This window comes from Leptothermofonsia sp. ETS-13 (assembly GCF_049200465.1).
Taxonomy (GTDB): Bacteria; Cyanobacteriota; Cyanobacteriia; order Leptolyngbyales; family Leptolyngbyaceae; genus Leptothermofonsia.
Genome location: NZ_CP120836.1, coordinates 2,176,413 through 2,192,031 on the forward strand (window position 1 = coordinate 2,176,413; position 15,619 = coordinate 2,192,031).

Sequence of the window (15,619 nt, forward strand, 5' to 3'; positions counted from 1 at the left end):
TTCTGATAAATTAAGATGATCCTTCTGATAAATTAATATCTCAACCTTTAAGTTCTATCAAGAGATACGGATTGGAGGCTGTATTTATAAAGATGTCGTCTGCTGTGTTTTTGCGAACTGCATAATCTACTGGACCAGCGCCAGTTGGATACTGAGGATAAAATTCTGCCTTCTTAAAGCCTAATTCCTCTAAAAAGTTAGGTGCTATGAAATGGAGATCAACAATAGGTTCTGGAGCGTTATCCGGAAGGCTTTGCCAGGCATCTCGAAGGATGGTGGATAGCATGGTCATAGGATAAAGACGTTACAGCCGGAGTTGGATTAATGTTTTAGAGTACCCAAGCTAAATATTCACTATCACTCAGTAATTGAGTTCTTGTCGGGTAGAAAATTGGAGCTTTGTGAAATCTTTGCGGTTTAGCCCAGAAGTTTCATATGTGGAGGGGATGGGGGGAGCGACACCCTACCCTTCCAAAAGAACAGCAGGATGCAATGGATCCCTCTGTCAGGAAGGAGAACTCATATGAATATAAGTAACTGGACGAAATTAAATTGAAGATAGATTCAGGGGTGGAGGAGGTGAAACCCCCTGCACCCCATCCTAACCATAATGACTACCGCTATAAAGATCATTTCAGCGATCGCCCTACCACTTTGATGAACAATCTGGATACTATTGGTTTTCTGCCGGGAAGAGGACTGACGTGTTCTTGTTCTATATCCAAGAGATTTTGATTCCTCAGTTATGGGTAGGAGCGATCATCGTGATGGATAACTTACCCGTCTACAACATCTGGCACATGCCATAATGTCTATCTACGATACGTTGTGAAGACAAGACTTTTCATTCTGGGATTGCTGATTGTGGGGAGCGTGATACTTCTCCAGCGACGTGAGGTGAGAGTTTTCTGGCTGCTGATAACCAGGGAGTGTCGAACCTGCGATCTGCAAGGAGTTGAGCTTGTGGGTAAGGATCTGCAAGGGGCAAACTTACAGGAAGCAAATTTGAGCGGTGCAAATTTGAGTGAGACCAATTTGGCACAGGCTAATCTCTTAAATGCCAGCTTGCAGCAGGCAGATTTGAGCCTGGTGAACCTGATGGGGGCAAATCTTCAAAATACTGATTTGAGAGGAGCGAATCTGAGCGGGGCAAGTTTGATTCGCTCAAATTTGCGACAGGCCGATTTGAAAGGCAGCTCATTGATCTTTGCGGAACTGACAGAGGCTGACCTCACCGGGGCTGATCTGAGACAGGCAGAGCTACACGGCACGAATTTGACTGGCGCACAGTTGCAGGAAGCAGTGATGCCTGATCGCAAGCAGCGTTGAGATCGCCCCTAGATGCAGAAAACCAAAAGTGGATGAGTGGAAGGGTGGATGGGTAGGGGAGTGATAGAGTAATGGAGTGGATGCGTGGGAGAGTGGAGGAGTCGCCTATCTAGCCCTCCACCTTCCCACCCTTCTACCTATCCACCCTCCCTAGGTCAACTCAAAAGGTGGTTACTTTATCTTTCCAGGGTCTACGCCAATCAAGCCAGCAGTCGCACCCAATTGAGGTTCTCCCAGCATGATGACCGAACAGGTTAACCGCTCAGCAATGCGGGTCATGATGTCGCTGACAGCTAATCCTCCAGCACTGGTACGACGGGAAGAGGAGCGCAGAATCACCAGATCGTAAGAATTGGAAACGGTGGCGATCGCTCTCACGACATCATCATCTGACATGACTTCGATTTGTGGCGGTGCGCTAGGCGAGACTTTATTTGCTATCAGTTCCAGTTGAGAACGCACCCAAGCAATCCTGCCCTCTCCAGAGCGATTAACAAAGTGCCCCGTGGCGCTGGGATCCGACACATGCAGTAGGGTGACTTGCGCCTGTGTAGATTCAGCTAATACCTGCCCAAACCGCATGACCCAAAGCGATCGCGGTGTCAAGTTTTCAATCGGTACCAGAATTCGCTGCACAGCTGTGGGAGACTCCAGCAAACGCGAAATGGCAACTGGACAATGGGACCCCCACAGTACACTATCAATAACGTTGCCAAATAAGCGAGCCTGTAGCCCTGTGCGGCGTCCCCATCCCATTACAACCAGGCTGGCATTTTGCTCCCGACTGGCACGGTTAATTCCCTGGGCAATGCTATCGTCAATCCGGATCAGGGGGGCAGCTTCAACTCCCATCTCCCGGCTCAACTCTACCGCAGCTGCCAGTAGGGCCCGACTCCGTTTCAGGGTATTGGTGAGTTGCGGATCGTTCATATGGATGTGTCCGGGGGCGATCGACAGTGGTACGATGCGCCCGGAATGACTCCGAACTAATAATGCTGCTAGTTCCAGCAAGTACCGCTCGGTCTTTGGGTTATAGACGGGCACAACGACCGTCAATGAATTATCCTCGCTCTCATCCCAATTTAGAGAATCCGTAACCTCCGCTGGTTCCAGGTCTGCTACCACTAGGTCTGGAGCAAAGTGAGCAGTCAGAATAGGCCCCAAAATCGATGTCACCAACATTAAAACAATCACACTGTTGAGGACATCTTCAGTCAGCAGGTTCGCCCGAAAGCCAACCAGCGTCGCCGCCAGCGTTGCTGCCACCTGAGGCATCGATAGCGACCACATAACCATCATTTCCCGCCAGTTGTAGCGATAGATCCAGGCAATAATAAATGCGGCCAGAAATTTGCTGAAGATCAACCCCAGCACGATTGCCATTGTCAATCCCAGGGTTTGGGGGGTTGTCAGGCTGCGAATAAACACTGGCACATTAATCAGCAGCCCCATGTCCACAAAAAAAATGGGGATAAACAAGACACTCCCGACAAACATTACTTTCTCTTTGACTGGGCCGTGCCCCAGAGCTCCGTTGACCGCCAACCCCGCCAAAAATGCCCCTACAATCTTTTCAACGCCAATCAACTGGGCACCGACCGCCGCCAGGAATACTGCCAGCAGGACAAACAAAAATTGATTGCCCTCCTCATCCCCAGAGCGACGAAAAAATTCCCGCCCAGCCCAGTTGAAGCCAAACAGAATGATGACCGTATAGATGGCCAGCGACCCCAGTAGCGTCACCAATTTCAGAGGGGTGAAATCCCCCGCATGGATACCAATGCATACCGCCAGCACCAGCAACGCGCCAATATCAGTAAAGATAGTGGCTCCAATAGTAATTGTCACAGCTTCATTGCCCACCACCCCCAGGCGACTGACAATGGGATAAGCCAGCAGTGTATGGGAAGCAAACAGTGAACCAATCAGGATAGATGCATTCCAACCAAAGCCAAACGTCCGCCCCACAATCATTCCCACAATCATGGGCACCAGAAATGTAGAGATGCCAAATCCAATAGAGCGATGCTTGGTCTTGTTGAATTGCTCCAGGTCTACCTCCAGACCCGCCACAAACATCAGGTAGACCAGACCAATATCTGAGAGCAGTTTCAGCGCCTGTGATTTTTCCTGAAGTAATCCCAACCCATTGGGACCCAGTAATACCCCTGCTGCCAATAGCCCCACCAGACCAGGCAGGCGGATTCGTTCAAACAAAGGGGGTACCACCAGAATGACGGCCAGCAGAACCGCAAAGGGAACAATCGGTTCTTTCTGAAGAACTTGCAGAGTTGTTTCCATAGGAAGAAAGACAGGTAGACTCTATCTCTGTAACACACCTGAAGCTCGAAGGATAGAAGCTCTATGCCTTTTATTGAGAAGATCTACCTTAGAGATGAACTTGACTGAGGATGATGCGGAGGCGATCGTAGTCGTCTTTCAGTAGCAAACTCAGATGGCGTCCGGCCTGTACTAGCCAGCGCCGATCTGCCCGGCGCAGATTGTAAATCTCACGAATTGTTGCGGCCACTAATGCATCCACAGGGGCTCCACCCATTTGCAGCAGGGTGCGCAAAAAGTCTAGTTTTTCGCTGAAATCAACAATTTCCTCTGGGTTACAGCAATAGACAGCCTGATGCACCTGAGGAGGGCGAGGTGGCAGGTGCTGATAAGTGAGCGAACTTGCCCCATTGCTGTTTTCCAGCGGAAGTTGAAACCCGACGATCGCCGCCCGAAATTCCGTCTTCAACATGGCAAAAATCTGCGGCTGCTGCTCCCGCAACTCCTGTAGGGAAAGCCCTAATGCCCGTGCCCGGTGAACCGAATCAATGGGGCTGGTAGTGGCGTAATAAACCACCGCATAAATTTGATTGCCCGACTCTTCGTCAATAGCCTTGACCCAACTACCAAAGGGCGGCATCGCAGGAAAACTTAAATCTTCCGGCTCCAGACACTGAGCTAAAAACTCGGTGGTTGCCGTCTCAATCACCTCAGCAATGTGATTTGGGCGGCGATCGCCCATCGTAAACTGCGGCAGCGGAAGACGCATAGGAATCGTTACCAGTTTTGAATTCTCAGCTCTGAGTTAATATAATTCATTTGTTCTAATTTACAACTCAAAACTCAAAATTCAAAGCTTTCTCTATTTCCCCTTCTTCTTGCCTGCCGTGACATCTACCTCTTCCAGCTCAGATAGGCGAAAGGTGATCAGTTTGTCCCAGTTACCCCCTTCAAACAGGACAGCAGCCTTACCATCACTTACCCGCTGAACAGAGCCCTGAAACATGTAATAGGTGTCTTGAGGATTAATTACCCGAACGGCTGAACCTGGAAGAATCATTGCTTTTCTAATGCTTGATGTTCATCCATTAGCTTACAAGCACTCAAGGGATTGGAACCAGTAGACAGATAGGGAGTAAACGGTATGAACGATAGATAGGGAGCAATAACGGCTAGTTGTGCTGGCAGACACCCCTATCAGCGTTAGCGCCCAGCAACGATGCCAAGGCTGCTGAGAAATCTCTGGTTGATACGCCCTTGAGATAGGCCAGGGCAGCACCTCTTCAATGCTTTGGGGCCCGCCTGAGATAGGGTCGTAACAGCACAAACCAGTTCAGTCAGAGCCTCGTTAAACGATACGGATGATTCTGGAGGCAACAATGCAAGATGATTACTGATCTCAACTCTCAATTGTGAGTAAATTGTGTGGATGATTGACAGGACTGCCTGAAACTGCTATCGAATAAGAGTTTTACTGGCTGGCATCCCTTACAGGCAAGCAAGGAGAGCCAGTTCACAGCCCCTTTCCGCGTCGGAGAGAGGTTTGGGGAGAGCTCAACCGACTCGTGTCACGTGTTAAGCATTCAGGGAGAGACACCAGGGAGGTTAATTTTGCAAGTGGGTAAAGGTTTTTCGGCTGTAATCCGATAGAATTTGATGAGTTTCCATTCAACGCAAATTGTTGAATGGAATAGCGAATCCTGACCGTAATGTTTTGACCTGAGATTGCCTCCATGATCAACGAAGTCTTCATGCCAGCGCTAAGTTCCACCATGACTGAGGGAAAGATTGTTTCCTGGGTCAAATCCCCCGGAGACAGGGTGGAAAAGGGCGAAACCATTGTAGTGGTTGAGTCTGACAAAGCCGATATGGACGTGGAGTCATTCTATGAAGGCTATTTAGGAGTCATTTTAGTGCCTGCGGGTGAAACTGCTCCGGTTGGGGCGGCGATCGCCCTCATTGCTGAAACAGAAGCCGAAATTGAAGCAGCACAACAAAAGGCCCAATCCAAAGGGGCCGCTGCTCCTGCAACTGACAGTGCCCCAGCGGCTGACCCCAAAGCGGTTGCTGCTGGCGTCACGGCCCCAGCAACCCCCTGCTCAAAACGGCAGTACTGCCGGAAACGGTCGAATTGTGGCGTCTCCCCGTGCCCGCAAGCTGGCCAAGGAACTCAAGGTTGACCTCAGCTCCCTGCGGGGAAGTGGTCCTCACGGGCGAATTGTGGCAGAGGATGTGGAAGCCGCCGCAGGCAAAGCGGTTGCCAAAGCTCCAGTAGCTCCCACGGCGGCTCCCCCACCCGCCCCCCACTCCTGCCGCTATCCGTACAACTCCTACGGTTGCCGCCCCTGCCCCAGCCGTTCCGGGGCAAAAGGTGCCATTGACAACCCTGCAAAACGCGGTGGTGCGAAACATGGTGGCAAGCCTGGAAGTGCCTACCTACCATGTTGGTTACACCATCACAACCGATAACCTGGACAACCTTTATAAACAGATCAAGTCCAAGGGGGTCACGATGACAGTGCTGCTGGCGAAAGCCGTCGCGATGACACTGCAAAAGCATCCCCTGCTCAATGCCTGCTATGTGGATCAGAGCATTTCCTACCCCAGCTCGATCAACATTGCCCTGGCAGTTGCGATGGAAGATGGTGGGCTGATCACGCCTGTACTCCAGAATGCAGACAAGACTGATATCTACTCTCTATCGCGCACCTGGAAAGATCTGGTAGAGCGGGCGCGGGCAAAGCAGCTTCAGCCAGAAGAGTACAGTTCGGGCACGTTTACTCTGTCCAATCTGGGGATGTTTGGAGTCGATCGCTTCGATGCCATTCTCCCCCCCGGAACGGGCTCCATCCTTGCTGTGGGCGCATCCCTGCCGACAGTCGTTGCCACAGAAGACGGCATGATGGGCATTCGGCGACGGATGCAGGTCAATATCACCTGTGATCACCGCGTGATCTACGGTGCCCATGCAGCGGCATTTTTGAAAGATCTGGCCAGGCTGATTGAGACCGATCCACAGTCGTTGACCCTCTAGTAAACTTCCCATCGTTTCCAATGGCAGAACTCCCTAAAACACTAGAAGAAGCGATCGCCCAGGCTCAGAGTGCAACCCAGGCGGCGATCGCGGCAGGCTACACCCGTCTGCAAGTGGAATTGCTGCTTCCGGAACTGAAGCCCATGCCAACGGCACTCCAGTACTTGCCGATGTTCTCTAACCTGGGAGCTGACCTGAAGGTATTCTTCTCAGATGCAGGCGCGGCTGCCCTGGCACGGCGGGATTGGGCAGAGGTTCTGTGCCAGATTGGAAGCTTAGACGTAGCCGGTTCTCGCCAAACGACGCCCGTGGAAGAACTGGTTACGCCAGAGGACAAAGCCTTTTTGTTTGTCGCTCCTTCCGCAGTTGAAATTTCACCCGTTGAGCAGGTCTGTAATGCCGCTGGCGAGCGTCCAGCCATTTTGTTCAACCCTCGACTGGAAGATGTGGGCACCGTTGGGATTGGTTTCGCTGCTCGAAAAAATCCGGGAACGGTTTTTGAACACCTTTGAACCCTGCTATTATCTGCGGCCTCTGGAACAGGCGGTGTTGATGCGGTGTTACCCCTCTCCCTGGCAGGTTTGGCTGGAAGTTGCTGATGGCAGCTATACTCTGGTGGGAGAAGAGCACCTGAAACCCGATGCCGAAAAACTAGACCAGATTTTGATTCAAGCCATGGGTTCACGGGAAGGGGTAAAGCGCGGTGGCTTCTTCGCCGATCTACAGCGAATGCTCAAAGCCCTGGGTCAATAAGGAGAGTGCCAGATCAGCAGAAGTCAGCCGCCAGTTTTGGGGTGATAGGGCTGCGAACAGCTCAATCCCTATCCTGTCAGTTTTGACCGGAGACTAATGCTCAAAACTCCTATCAATTAAGACTTAGTGAATTTCCAGGGGCAAAGTGTGATGTTTAATACGCAGAATGAGAGTGCCCAGAGGAATTGGGGCATAATGAGCCTGGTGATTCAAATCACGACTCTTTGATATGGTCTAATGGATTCATCAGTCCAATTGAATTGATTAGAATCAATTCCGTGGGCTTGTTAATTGTTCAGGATTTACCAAAGGCGATCGCATGACTGAGGCTCCCCATCGTCGCATTATCATTGGCGATGTTCATGGTCACTACGAAGGACTCATGACCTTACTGGAGGCGATCGCACCGGGTGCCAACGACCAGGTTTACTTTCTGGGTGATCTGATTGACCGGGGTCCTGACAGCGCTCAGGTAGTCAACTTTGTTCAGCAGAGCCGTTACCAGTGCCTTCTGGGTAACCATGAACAGCTCATGCTGGATGCGTTTCCTGGTGGGCGGGCCTTTACCCCCGCTCTCCAAGCCTGGCTCTACAGTGGCGGACGGGCGACCGTTGCCAGCTATGCAGACGCTACCACCCTGCTGGATCACGTGGAATGGTTTAAGACCCTACCCGTTCACCTGGATTTGAATGATATGTGGCTGGTTCATGCGGGTGTTCACCCCCGGTTGCCATTAGAAGCCCAAACTGCCCAGGAGTTTTGCTGGATTCGGGACGAGTTTCACAGCATGTCTAGCCCCTACTTTCCTGATAAGCTGATTATTACAGGACACACCATTACCTTCACCCTGCCCAGAGTTGCCCCCGGCGAACTAGCCCAGGGGTGTGGCTGGTTAGATATTGATACGGGTGCCTATCATCCCAAGAGCGGCTGGCTGACGGGGCTAGATATGACGAATCGGCGAGTTTACCAGGCCAATGTATTTAAGCGCTGTGTCCGCATTCTGCCCCTGGATGAAGCCATTACCCAGATTGAGCCAGAGCAGGTGGCTGCCAATCGACAAGCTCTGCGGCTGTAGGGAAAGGGGTGGAGGGGTGGAGGGGTGAGGGGTGGATAGGATAGTTACTCTTTACATCCATCCCTTCGTTACTCCATTCCTTCATCACCCTCCCACTCCGTCACCCCTTTCGCCTCTCACTAATATAGCGGTAGTCATTATGGTTAGGACGGGGTGCAGGGGTGGAACCCCTGGCTGGGGGCTTCGCCCCCAGCCCCTCTCTAATTCCAATGTCCTAACGCACCCGCGTAGAGCTATACCAATTTGATCTTTGAAATGGGACAGATCAAGGATTTGAGAAGTCAGAAGCTAGGAGCCAGAAGTAAGATTTATTCTGACTCCTGGCTCCCTCCATCAAGCATCTGCCGTCAAAATTGTTTAAATTGGTATAACAACTAACAACTTAAGAGAGCGATCGCAACCGTGCCTGATAAGCGGCATTATCCAACGCGACTACTTTAGTGCCCATACCTACAAGCGTGTGGACAAAGATCGCAACCGTGCCCGATAAGCGGCATTATCCAACCCATCCCCCACGTTGGCGCGGCTGGGATCAATGGCCTGTTGTAAGCGGGCAACCCGGTCCCCTGTCGCCGGATGGGTACTAAGAAACGTCGGGGTTGAGGATTTCCGTAGCAGTTTGTTCATAAATGCAACCATAGCGGATGGAGCGTAGCCTGCCCGTGTCAGTGTACGTAGCCCCAGTTGATCAGCTTCAAACTCATCACTGCGGCTATTGGGGCGTCGTAGTGCCAGTTCAACTCCAAGTTTCACCAGTGTATTGCGATTGACCCCAGCCAGGGAAGCTACGCCACGGGCGATCGCCAGATCTTTCATCTGGTTTATGGCATGCCGTCCTTCAACATGTCCAATTTCGTGTCCAATTACACTGGCAAGCTGGGCTTCATTATCCGCCAGTTTCATCAGTCCGGTATTCACGTAAACAAAGCCGCCCATTGTGGCAAATGCATTGATACTGGAATTATCGACAACCCGAAATGTGTAGGGAATATTGGGACGACTACTTTGAACAGCTAACCGTTGACCAATTTCATCGACATACTGCTGAACCCTGGGGTCACGGTAGAGGTGAATCTGGCGACGAAGTTGGGCATCAATCTGCTGACCAATTTGCACTTCTTGTTTGTCTGAAATGTTAGACAGCTGAATGACCTGGATGCCTTGCAAAATTAAGTCACCCCAGGAAATTGCCCTGGCCACCACAGGCTGTCCCAACCAAAGGCCTAACGCTACCACAAAGGAAATTAAAGGATAAACCCAGCGACGGGAGCGGCGGGAGAGGGTAGAAAATGGATTAAACATAACCAGGTGGAGGAAGAACGTGTTGCAAATCATAGCTGTCGCCAAGTCGCTCAGGACATGGGCTTTAAGTGGGTGTGGGGGCTTCGGCTCCAGCCGGGGTTCCAACCCCTGCACCCCGTCCTAAGCCTGATGGCTATCCGCTATATAATCAAAAATGCCCTAGGTAAAACGAGATTTTTGACTGTCGGAAGTAACATTTTGTTCCTCAATGGCAGGCCCCTTCCATCAAAGTTCCACCTTGATCTGGGGGTATTTCACGTTGTTTTGTAATTAAACTAATCCGCAACATAACCCGCAACACGCGCTTCAATCGCATGGCAGACCAGACCGAAAGCTACAAAATTGTCAGCGACAATCGCCAGGCTCGCTTCCAGTACGAAATTCTGGAAACCTATGAAGCAGGGATTGAGTTGAAGGGGACAGAAGTGAAATCCATTCGGGCTGGGAAAGTCAACCTGAGAGATGGATTCGCCCTGATTCGCAGTGGTGAGGCGCTGTTACTGAATGTGCAAATTTCTCCCCATCAAACTACAAATCAGGTATTTAATCATGATCCCCGCCGCACTCGTCGGCTACTGCTGCACAAGGATGAAATCCGCAAGTTGACCGGCAAGGTGGAACAACAAGGATTAACGCTAGTGCCATTAAAAATGTATCTAAAGCGCGGTTGGGTCAAGGTGGAGATTGCTCTGGTGCGGGGCAAAAAGCTGCACGACAAACGGGAAGATATCCGGAAGCGGGAAGACCAGCGCAATATGCAAAGGGCACTGAAAAACCGTTAGGAGTTGCAGTGATTGATTTATATCGCCGGAGAATTGAGCGACTCCCTATTCTCTACTCTTTATGCCTGATTTTTGTGCTTGATTTTCTCTCTTCATCTGCTCCATCCATTCTTTATCTCCGGTTGATAGCTCTCCAATCAAATAAACAGTTAAAGCAATGGTTAAAGTGAGTGGTTAAAGCGAGTGTTCGTCTGCTTACTGATGATTCCTCATCATTAAAAACAGGTCTGGGTCAACAGTGTTCTCGTTTTCTCTACCTGGCATTGCTGAATCTGGGGATGAAAAAGGTGCTGGATGAATTGAAACTTCGTTTTATAGTTCTACGCGGATGCATCAGGCCATTGGAATTAGAGAGGGAGTGGGGGCTTCGCCCCCAGCCAGGGGTTCCACCTCTGTACCCCGTCCTACTCACAATCACTACCGCTATAATTCATCCCACTTTTCAGCAACGCCTCTCTCCCTTAGTGGTGCAGAAAACTCCCGACAGCATTGGTATTAAAGGATTTTCACAAAATGGTGATTCTTGTTGTCAAGGGGCAAACGAACGTGAATGTCACACATTTAGGCGGTTTGAGAGCACGCTTTTTTTAGGCTTTACTATCTCACTTACTTAAGATTTGCCTGAGATTTCTGCATCACTAAGTTTCTCTACTGACATTCCGCCTCGTGTACAACCTTGGACAACGCCAACTGCGTTAGGTGTTGAAACAGGCTAATCAAACTCTGCCTGATCAACTGGGCAAAGGCACCCAATATCCAATCTTACGCTGAGTGTTTCAGTGCTTGATGGCATTCCACTTTGTGGAGCTAGGTAGGGTTAAGCAGATGGTGAATCTATCTGACGATCGCATACGGACTCTCCAATTTCTCGGTTCCATTTGCCGCCAGTACTACTTGTTGTGTTGAGACTGGGTTAATGCTTTTGTGCCAGTTAGAAGTGCGAAATGTGGCCTAGATAAGAAACTTCCCCAGTTCTTCTCTATCGCTCCTTAATCTGAGAAGCATGGAACCAGGATACAAACAAACTTTTGTAACGGTTCGCACATTCCTCTCATTCAGATCTGAAGAGTCTTTAGAAGACAAATGCGGCTTCGCAAGACCAGGTGCTCCAAAAGGAGGTCACAGCGATGATAAGCTACTGGAAAAAAATAATGACCAAAGCAACTATCTGGCTGGCGGCTGAAATCCTCCTGACGGTTGTTGGGCTTGATAATCTGGCAGACTACAGCGAATTTATCTTTGAGCGGGAGCTTGCCGGTGGGGTTGAGATCGCCACCACAATGTCTATTTTCAATCCCTAAACCTTCAATTGTGTCGCTGCTCGAATTTTTTCAATCCATTCACCCATGTTATCGGTATCCAAACGGTAGCTCAACGGATGAGCAATCAGCCGAGCAGTACTTTCAAACAACACATCGGTTTCGATCAGGCCATTTTCTCGCAGGGTTGTCCCTGTTGCCACCAGATCGACAATTGCCTCTGACATACCCGTAATGGGTCCCAACTCCACAGACCCATAAAGGGGCACAATCTCTACCGGCAAATCCAAACTATTGAAATATTCACGGGCACAGTGGACAAACTTTGAGGCTACCCGCCCGTACAGCGGCAACTCCAGAGCGGAACGGTAGGGGCTGGACTTTTTGACTGCTACTGACATGCGACATTTGCCATAGCCTAGATCTGCCAGATGGGCAACCTGGGGTACCTTTTCCCGCAGCACATCGTAACCCACAATGCCCAGTTGTGCCTGACCGTATTCCACATACACCGGAACATCATGATTCCTTACAAGTAAAGCTTTGGCAGTGTTTGTTGGGTCTGCAATCTGCAACAGCCGGTTGGAGGGTTCTAGGAAGGCGCTGAAGTCTAATCCAATTGACTTCAACAACTGGATGCTATCACCTAGAAGGGCACCTTTGGGAAGCGCAACGGTCAGCATAGAAAATTAGGGGAGAGATTAGGAATGGGGAATGAAAGAAAATGGTTTTATAGCATTAACCATTAATAACCCTACACCCTATCCCACACATTCCTCCATCTATTGCAAACCCGACCAACTTAGTCAACAAGCTTTCCCCCTATGCGAATTCTCCTGGTTGACGACGAAGCAGAAATGGCTGACCCCCTAAGTCGAATTTTGACGCAGCAGGGGTATGTGGTTGATGTGGCCTACGATGGCGGCAGGGGGAGCCAAATGGCACAGGAAAACCATTATGACCTGTTGATTTTGGACTGGATGCTGCCTCAACTATCTGGGTTAGAGATTTGCCAACAGCTGCGATCGCGGGGTGACACCATTCCCGTTCTCTTCCTCACGGCGAAAGATACCATTGACGACCGGGTACAGGGGCTCGATGCTGGAGCCGACGATTACCTGATCAAACCCTTTGAGCTGCGGGAACTGCTGGCCAGAGTGCGGGCGCTGCTGCGCCGCCCCCCAACGCTGGAGCCACCAGCCCCCTCTCAACGTTTGCGGATAGATGACCTAGAACTTGACCCTGCTAATCAGTTAGCCTATCGCCATGGACGGGCGATCGAGCTTTCTGAAAAAGAAACACAACTCCTGGAATACTTGATGCGCCATCCCAATCAGCTTCTGACCCACGACCAGATTCATCAACACCTCTGGGGAGATAGCGCTGAGAAGCCAACCAGCAATGCTCTAGCGGCCCAAATTCGCCTACTGCGCCGCAAGATTGAAACAGAGGGCGAGTCTCCATTGATTAACACGGTCTACGGTAGGGGCTATCGCCTATGCGACACAGAAGGTTCAAATGTCAAGAAACTTTGAAATTTTATTAAAGAGGCCCTAATCCCTACATAGCAGGACTTTCAGGGCTTAGAGCCTGAAAAAAGTATTCTAAAAAATCTATTTTGTGATAAATTAACAAAGCTTTTGGGAAATGTATTATCTAACACAGCTTTTTCTAACTGTTGTGCATCTCATCCACATAACAAATCACTATGCCAATCTTTGGACTCGTATGGGTCGCTTCTTGGGTAGGGTGTTTCTTTTCATCCAGTCAAGACCTGTTGAAAGCACCTGGTTATCCGACCTGCGTTCTACTGGTTCAATCAACCTCTGACGCCGACTATTCTTATAGCCCATTGGTTGCAGTCGCGGCTCAACTTCAGCGAACATCAGCGTCAGCTTCTCTTGCTCAGGTATCAGGCAAGAAGGGTCTGGGAATTGTGGTGAAGAATGGCAGCAACAAACTTTCTAGAGCAGGTAAGGTTTCTTTATCTTTCAAAAGAACACCTCCTGTCGTGGCTTTCAATCAGTCATCTCCAGCGATCGCCCCCTCCCAACCGAAAATATACTCAGGCAGGCTATTCGTAACGCTGAAAAGCTTTTTGTCTGGATTCCAGGCTCCTCTCAAGGCACCAGCTTCTCTTCCACTAAAAGCGCCCACAAAAGTTACTCCGGTCAAAAATATCCGTTCTTCTGAAATTAAAGTTGAAAAATCCAGTCGGTCAATATTGGGACGCTGCTCTCTGACACAATCGGAAGGTGAATCTTCAGGGATTGACCAGCCGGAGCACTTTCAGGTGAAATTTCGTGGCTATGTGATTGGCGAAGTTTTGGATCGGCGACAGGCGACTGCGATCGCCCAACGCCTGGAGAAAGTTTTGAAAACTGTAAAGTTGCAGCCTTCCCAACTACAGCCTGCCCTGGTTAATCGCTTGCCGGCGGTAAAATTGGGAGATGGCTTACTCTTCAGTCTTGATAGGAAGCTGTTACCAGTGGGAGCATGCAATCTTGAACTCCTGGCGATCCAATGGACCAACAATTTGCGCTCGGCTTTGTCAGAACCTCCCTTATCCCTGGTAGAAGCTCAGGAAAGGATGTATGGGTTAAGGGCAACCGGAGAAGCGATCGCAGGAACCGCTTCCTGGTACGGTCCCTACTTTCATGGACGGCTAACAGCAACAGGCGAGATTTTTGACCAGAATGCCTTCACCGCTGCCCATCCCTCATTGCCGTTCGACACTTACCTCAAGGTGACCAACCTGCTCAATGGAAAGTCAGTCATCGTTCGCATCAATGACCGGGGACCTTACATCGACGATCGCACCCTTGACCTTTCCCGGGAAGCAGCCCGCTACCTGGGCAGCGAAATGGAAGGGGTGGTACCTATCGAAGCAATGATTATGGAGCCTGTCTTAAACCCGACTTCACCAACCATTGCAATGCTATAGGTTGACACCAAGCGGCAGAATAATATGGCGGCTGTCGTCAATCATCAGTCGTCCTTCCTCCCGGAGTTGACCAAGGAGGCGGGTCACCGTTACACGAGTCGTTCCGATAGCGCTGGCCAGGTGTTGATGGGTCAGTCGGACGCTGAGACGGGTTCCTTCGGCTACCGGCTGCCCCACCTCCATTTGTAGGAGTAACAACAATTGCCGCAACCGATCTTCAACCCGGCGGCAACCCACCATCGCCAGCATTGCTTCGGTTTGCCGCAACCGCCGACCGAGATGCCGAAAAATTTCTCTGGCTAAGGTTGGAGACTGTTCAATCTCTGCCATTGAGAAACTCATCAAATCCACATCGGTTAGGGCAGATGCCTGATAGGGATGAATGAGCGTCAGCGGTATACCAAACGGCATTGACGGACCTGCCAGACCCAGCAGCGCTTCATCTCCACTTGGATAAAGTGTAGTGAGCTGAACAACACCCCGGCAGACAATCCAAATATCCTGAGAATTCATTGGGATTGTTTGCCCAGAGCGGTAGGCGCATAAATTCCGACCCTGATAAACTTCCTCCAGAAGTTGTCGAAGATCAGGCTGAATCTCTGCTCTAGAGGAGTGGGTTTGCAGCATACAGGTACCAATATGAAAGGAGCCTGAGTTGCAGTTTAGCTTTCCCATCTCAAGGGAAGTTAATTAACAGGTTGGCTCCAGGTTAAGTTTCTTACTCCTTTCCTCTCCAGACTTCAATCAATTCATCTATGGTCATACCCAGAATACGGGATAGGGAAGACAGTTGGGTATTTTCGATATCAGCTCCAGCACAAATGCTTCTGAGTTCTTTAGGGGATAGGCGGAACGTGT

The 15,619-nt window shown here is 50.3% G+C and carries 18 protein-coding genes and 2 pseudogenes; 12 read left to right on the forward strand and 8 right to left on the reverse strand.

The window, feature by feature from the left end; translation table 11 throughout:
* Positions 1-40: 40 nt before the first annotated feature.
* On the reverse strand, positions 41-292 hold the full coding sequence (locus P4D80_RS09725) for a hypothetical protein (protein WP_421658937.1): 252 nt from the start codon (positions 290-292) through the stop codon (positions 41-43).
* 536 nt (positions 293-828) lie between these two features.
* Between P4D80_RS09725 and P4D80_RS09730 the strand changes: the two genes are divergently transcribed.
* Positions 829-1,329 (forward strand): pentapeptide repeat-containing protein, encoded by a 501-nt coding sequence (locus P4D80_RS09730; RefSeq protein ID WP_421658938.1) that lies wholly within the window; start codon positions 829-831, stop codon positions 1,327-1,329.
* Between the two features lie 171 nt (positions 1,330-1,500).
* Here P4D80_RS09730 and P4D80_RS09735 read toward each other — a convergent pair whose 3' ends face one another.
* The 4 genes and pseudogenes from P4D80_RS09735 to P4D80_RS09750 all read right to left on the reverse strand — a co-directional run.
* Positions 1,501-3,630 (reverse strand): cation:proton antiporter, encoded by a 2,130-nt coding sequence (locus P4D80_RS09735; RefSeq protein ID WP_421658940.1) that lies wholly within the window; start codon positions 3,628-3,630, stop codon positions 1,501-1,503.
* Positions 3,631-3,718: 88 nt separating this feature from the next.
* Positions 3,719-4,378, reverse strand: a complete 660-nt coding sequence (locus tag P4D80_RS09740; RefSeq protein WP_421658941.1) for an HAS-barrel domain-containing protein — start codon at positions 4,376-4,378, stop codon at positions 3,719-3,721.
* 93 nt (positions 4,379-4,471) lie between these two features.
* On the reverse strand, positions 4,472-4,669 hold the full coding sequence (locus P4D80_RS09745; RefSeq protein WP_421658942.1) for an NAD(P)H dehydrogenase subunit NdhS: 198 nt from the start codon (positions 4,667-4,669) through the stop codon (positions 4,472-4,474).
* Between the two features lie 108 nt (positions 4,670-4,777).
* Positions 4,778-4,931, reverse strand: a pseudogene (locus P4D80_RS09750) (transposase); the annotation flags it as partial.
* Between the two features lie 450 nt (positions 4,932-5,381).
* Here P4D80_RS09750 and P4D80_RS09755 point away from each other — a divergent pair.
* The 6 genes from P4D80_RS09755 (at position 5,382) to P4D80_RS09780 (ending at position 8,474) form a co-directional block, all read left to right on the forward strand.
* Positions 5,382-5,789: a biotin/lipoyl-containing protein gene (locus P4D80_RS09755; RefSeq protein ID WP_421658943.1), complete on the forward strand. Its 408-nt coding sequence runs from the start codon at positions 5,382-5,384 to the stop codon at positions 5,787-5,789.
* Positions 5,743-6,078 carry an E3 binding domain-containing protein gene (locus P4D80_RS09760; protein WP_421658944.1) on the forward strand — a complete coding sequence of 112 codons (336 nt, stop codon included), beginning with the start codon at positions 5,743-5,745 and terminating at the stop codon, positions 6,076-6,078. The genes P4D80_RS09755 and P4D80_RS09760 overlap by 47 nt, the downstream gene beginning before the upstream one ends.
* On the forward strand, positions 6,020-6,643 hold the full coding sequence (locus P4D80_RS09765) for a dihydrolipoamide acetyltransferase family protein (protein ID WP_421658945.1): 624 nt from the start codon (positions 6,020-6,022) through the stop codon (positions 6,641-6,643). Before P4D80_RS09760 ends, P4D80_RS09765 begins: the two co-directional genes overlap by 59 nt.
* Before the next feature lie 20 nt (positions 6,644-6,663).
* Positions 6,664-7,155: a DUF1995 family protein gene (locus P4D80_RS09770; RefSeq protein ID WP_421658946.1), complete on the forward strand. Its 492-nt coding sequence runs from the start codon at positions 6,664-6,666 to the stop codon at positions 7,153-7,155.
* Positions 7,142-7,396, forward strand: coding sequence for a DUF1995 family protein (locus P4D80_RS09775; protein ID WP_421658947.1), 255 nt, complete (start codon positions 7,142-7,144; stop codon positions 7,394-7,396). Before P4D80_RS09770 ends, P4D80_RS09775 begins: the two co-directional genes overlap by 14 nt.
* A 319-nt stretch (positions 7,397-7,715) precedes the next feature.
* Positions 7,716-8,474: a metallophosphoesterase family protein gene (locus tag P4D80_RS09780; protein ID WP_421658948.1), complete on the forward strand. Its 759-nt coding sequence runs from the start codon at positions 7,716-7,718 to the stop codon at positions 8,472-8,474.
* Positions 8,475-8,924: 450 nt separating this feature from the next.
* Here P4D80_RS09780 and P4D80_RS09785 read toward each other — a convergent pair whose 3' ends face one another.
* Positions 8,925-9,809: a M48 family metallopeptidase gene (locus P4D80_RS09785; RefSeq protein WP_421658949.1), complete on the reverse strand. Its 885-nt coding sequence runs from the start codon at positions 9,807-9,809 to the stop codon at positions 8,925-8,927.
* Positions 9,810-10,090: 281 nt separating this feature from the next.
* Between P4D80_RS09785 and smpB the strand changes: the two genes are divergently transcribed.
* From smpB to P4D80_RS09800, 3 genes and pseudogenes are all read left to right on the forward strand, one after another.
* Positions 10,091-10,558, forward strand: coding sequence for an SsrA-binding protein SmpB (gene smpB / locus P4D80_RS09790; RefSeq protein ID WP_421658950.1), 468 nt, complete (start codon positions 10,091-10,093; stop codon positions 10,556-10,558).
* A 663-nt stretch (positions 10,559-11,221) separates the two neighbouring features.
* Positions 11,222-11,464, forward strand: a pseudogene (locus P4D80_RS09795) (IS1634 family transposase); the annotation flags it as partial.
* 245 nt (positions 11,465-11,709) lie between these two features.
* Positions 11,710-11,859 (forward strand): hypothetical protein, encoded by a 150-nt coding sequence (locus P4D80_RS09800; RefSeq protein ID WP_421658951.1) that lies wholly within the window; start codon positions 11,710-11,712, stop codon positions 11,857-11,859.
* On the opposite strand, the gene hisG is transcribed toward P4D80_RS09800, so the two are convergent.
* On the reverse strand, positions 11,856-12,500 hold the full coding sequence (gene hisG / locus P4D80_RS09805; protein ID WP_421658952.1) for an ATP phosphoribosyltransferase: 645 nt from the start codon (positions 12,498-12,500) through the stop codon (positions 11,856-11,858). The genes P4D80_RS09800 and hisG overlap by 4 nt on opposite strands.
* 141 nt (positions 12,501-12,641) lie before the next feature.
* On the opposite strand from hisG, the gene rppA reads away from it, so the two are divergent.
* On the forward strand, positions 12,642-13,352 hold the full coding sequence (rppA, locus tag P4D80_RS09810) for a two-component system response regulator RppA (protein WP_421658953.1): 711 nt from the start codon (positions 12,642-12,644) through the stop codon (positions 13,350-13,352).
* A gap of 173 nt (positions 13,353-13,525) precedes the next feature.
* Positions 13,526-14,761 carry a septal ring lytic transglycosylase RlpA family protein gene (locus P4D80_RS09815; RefSeq protein WP_421658954.1) on the forward strand — a complete coding sequence of 412 codons (1,236 nt, stop codon included), beginning with the start codon at positions 13,526-13,528 and terminating at the stop codon, positions 14,759-14,761.
* Here P4D80_RS09815 and P4D80_RS09820 read toward each other — a convergent pair.
* Complete coding sequence (locus P4D80_RS09820) at positions 14,756-15,388, reverse strand: Crp/Fnr family transcriptional regulator (protein WP_421658955.1); 633 nt, start codon at positions 15,386-15,388, stop codon at positions 14,756-14,758. The two genes, P4D80_RS09815 and P4D80_RS09820, sit on opposite strands and share 6 nt — an antisense overlap.
* Positions 15,389-15,619: the final 231 nt, after the last annotated feature.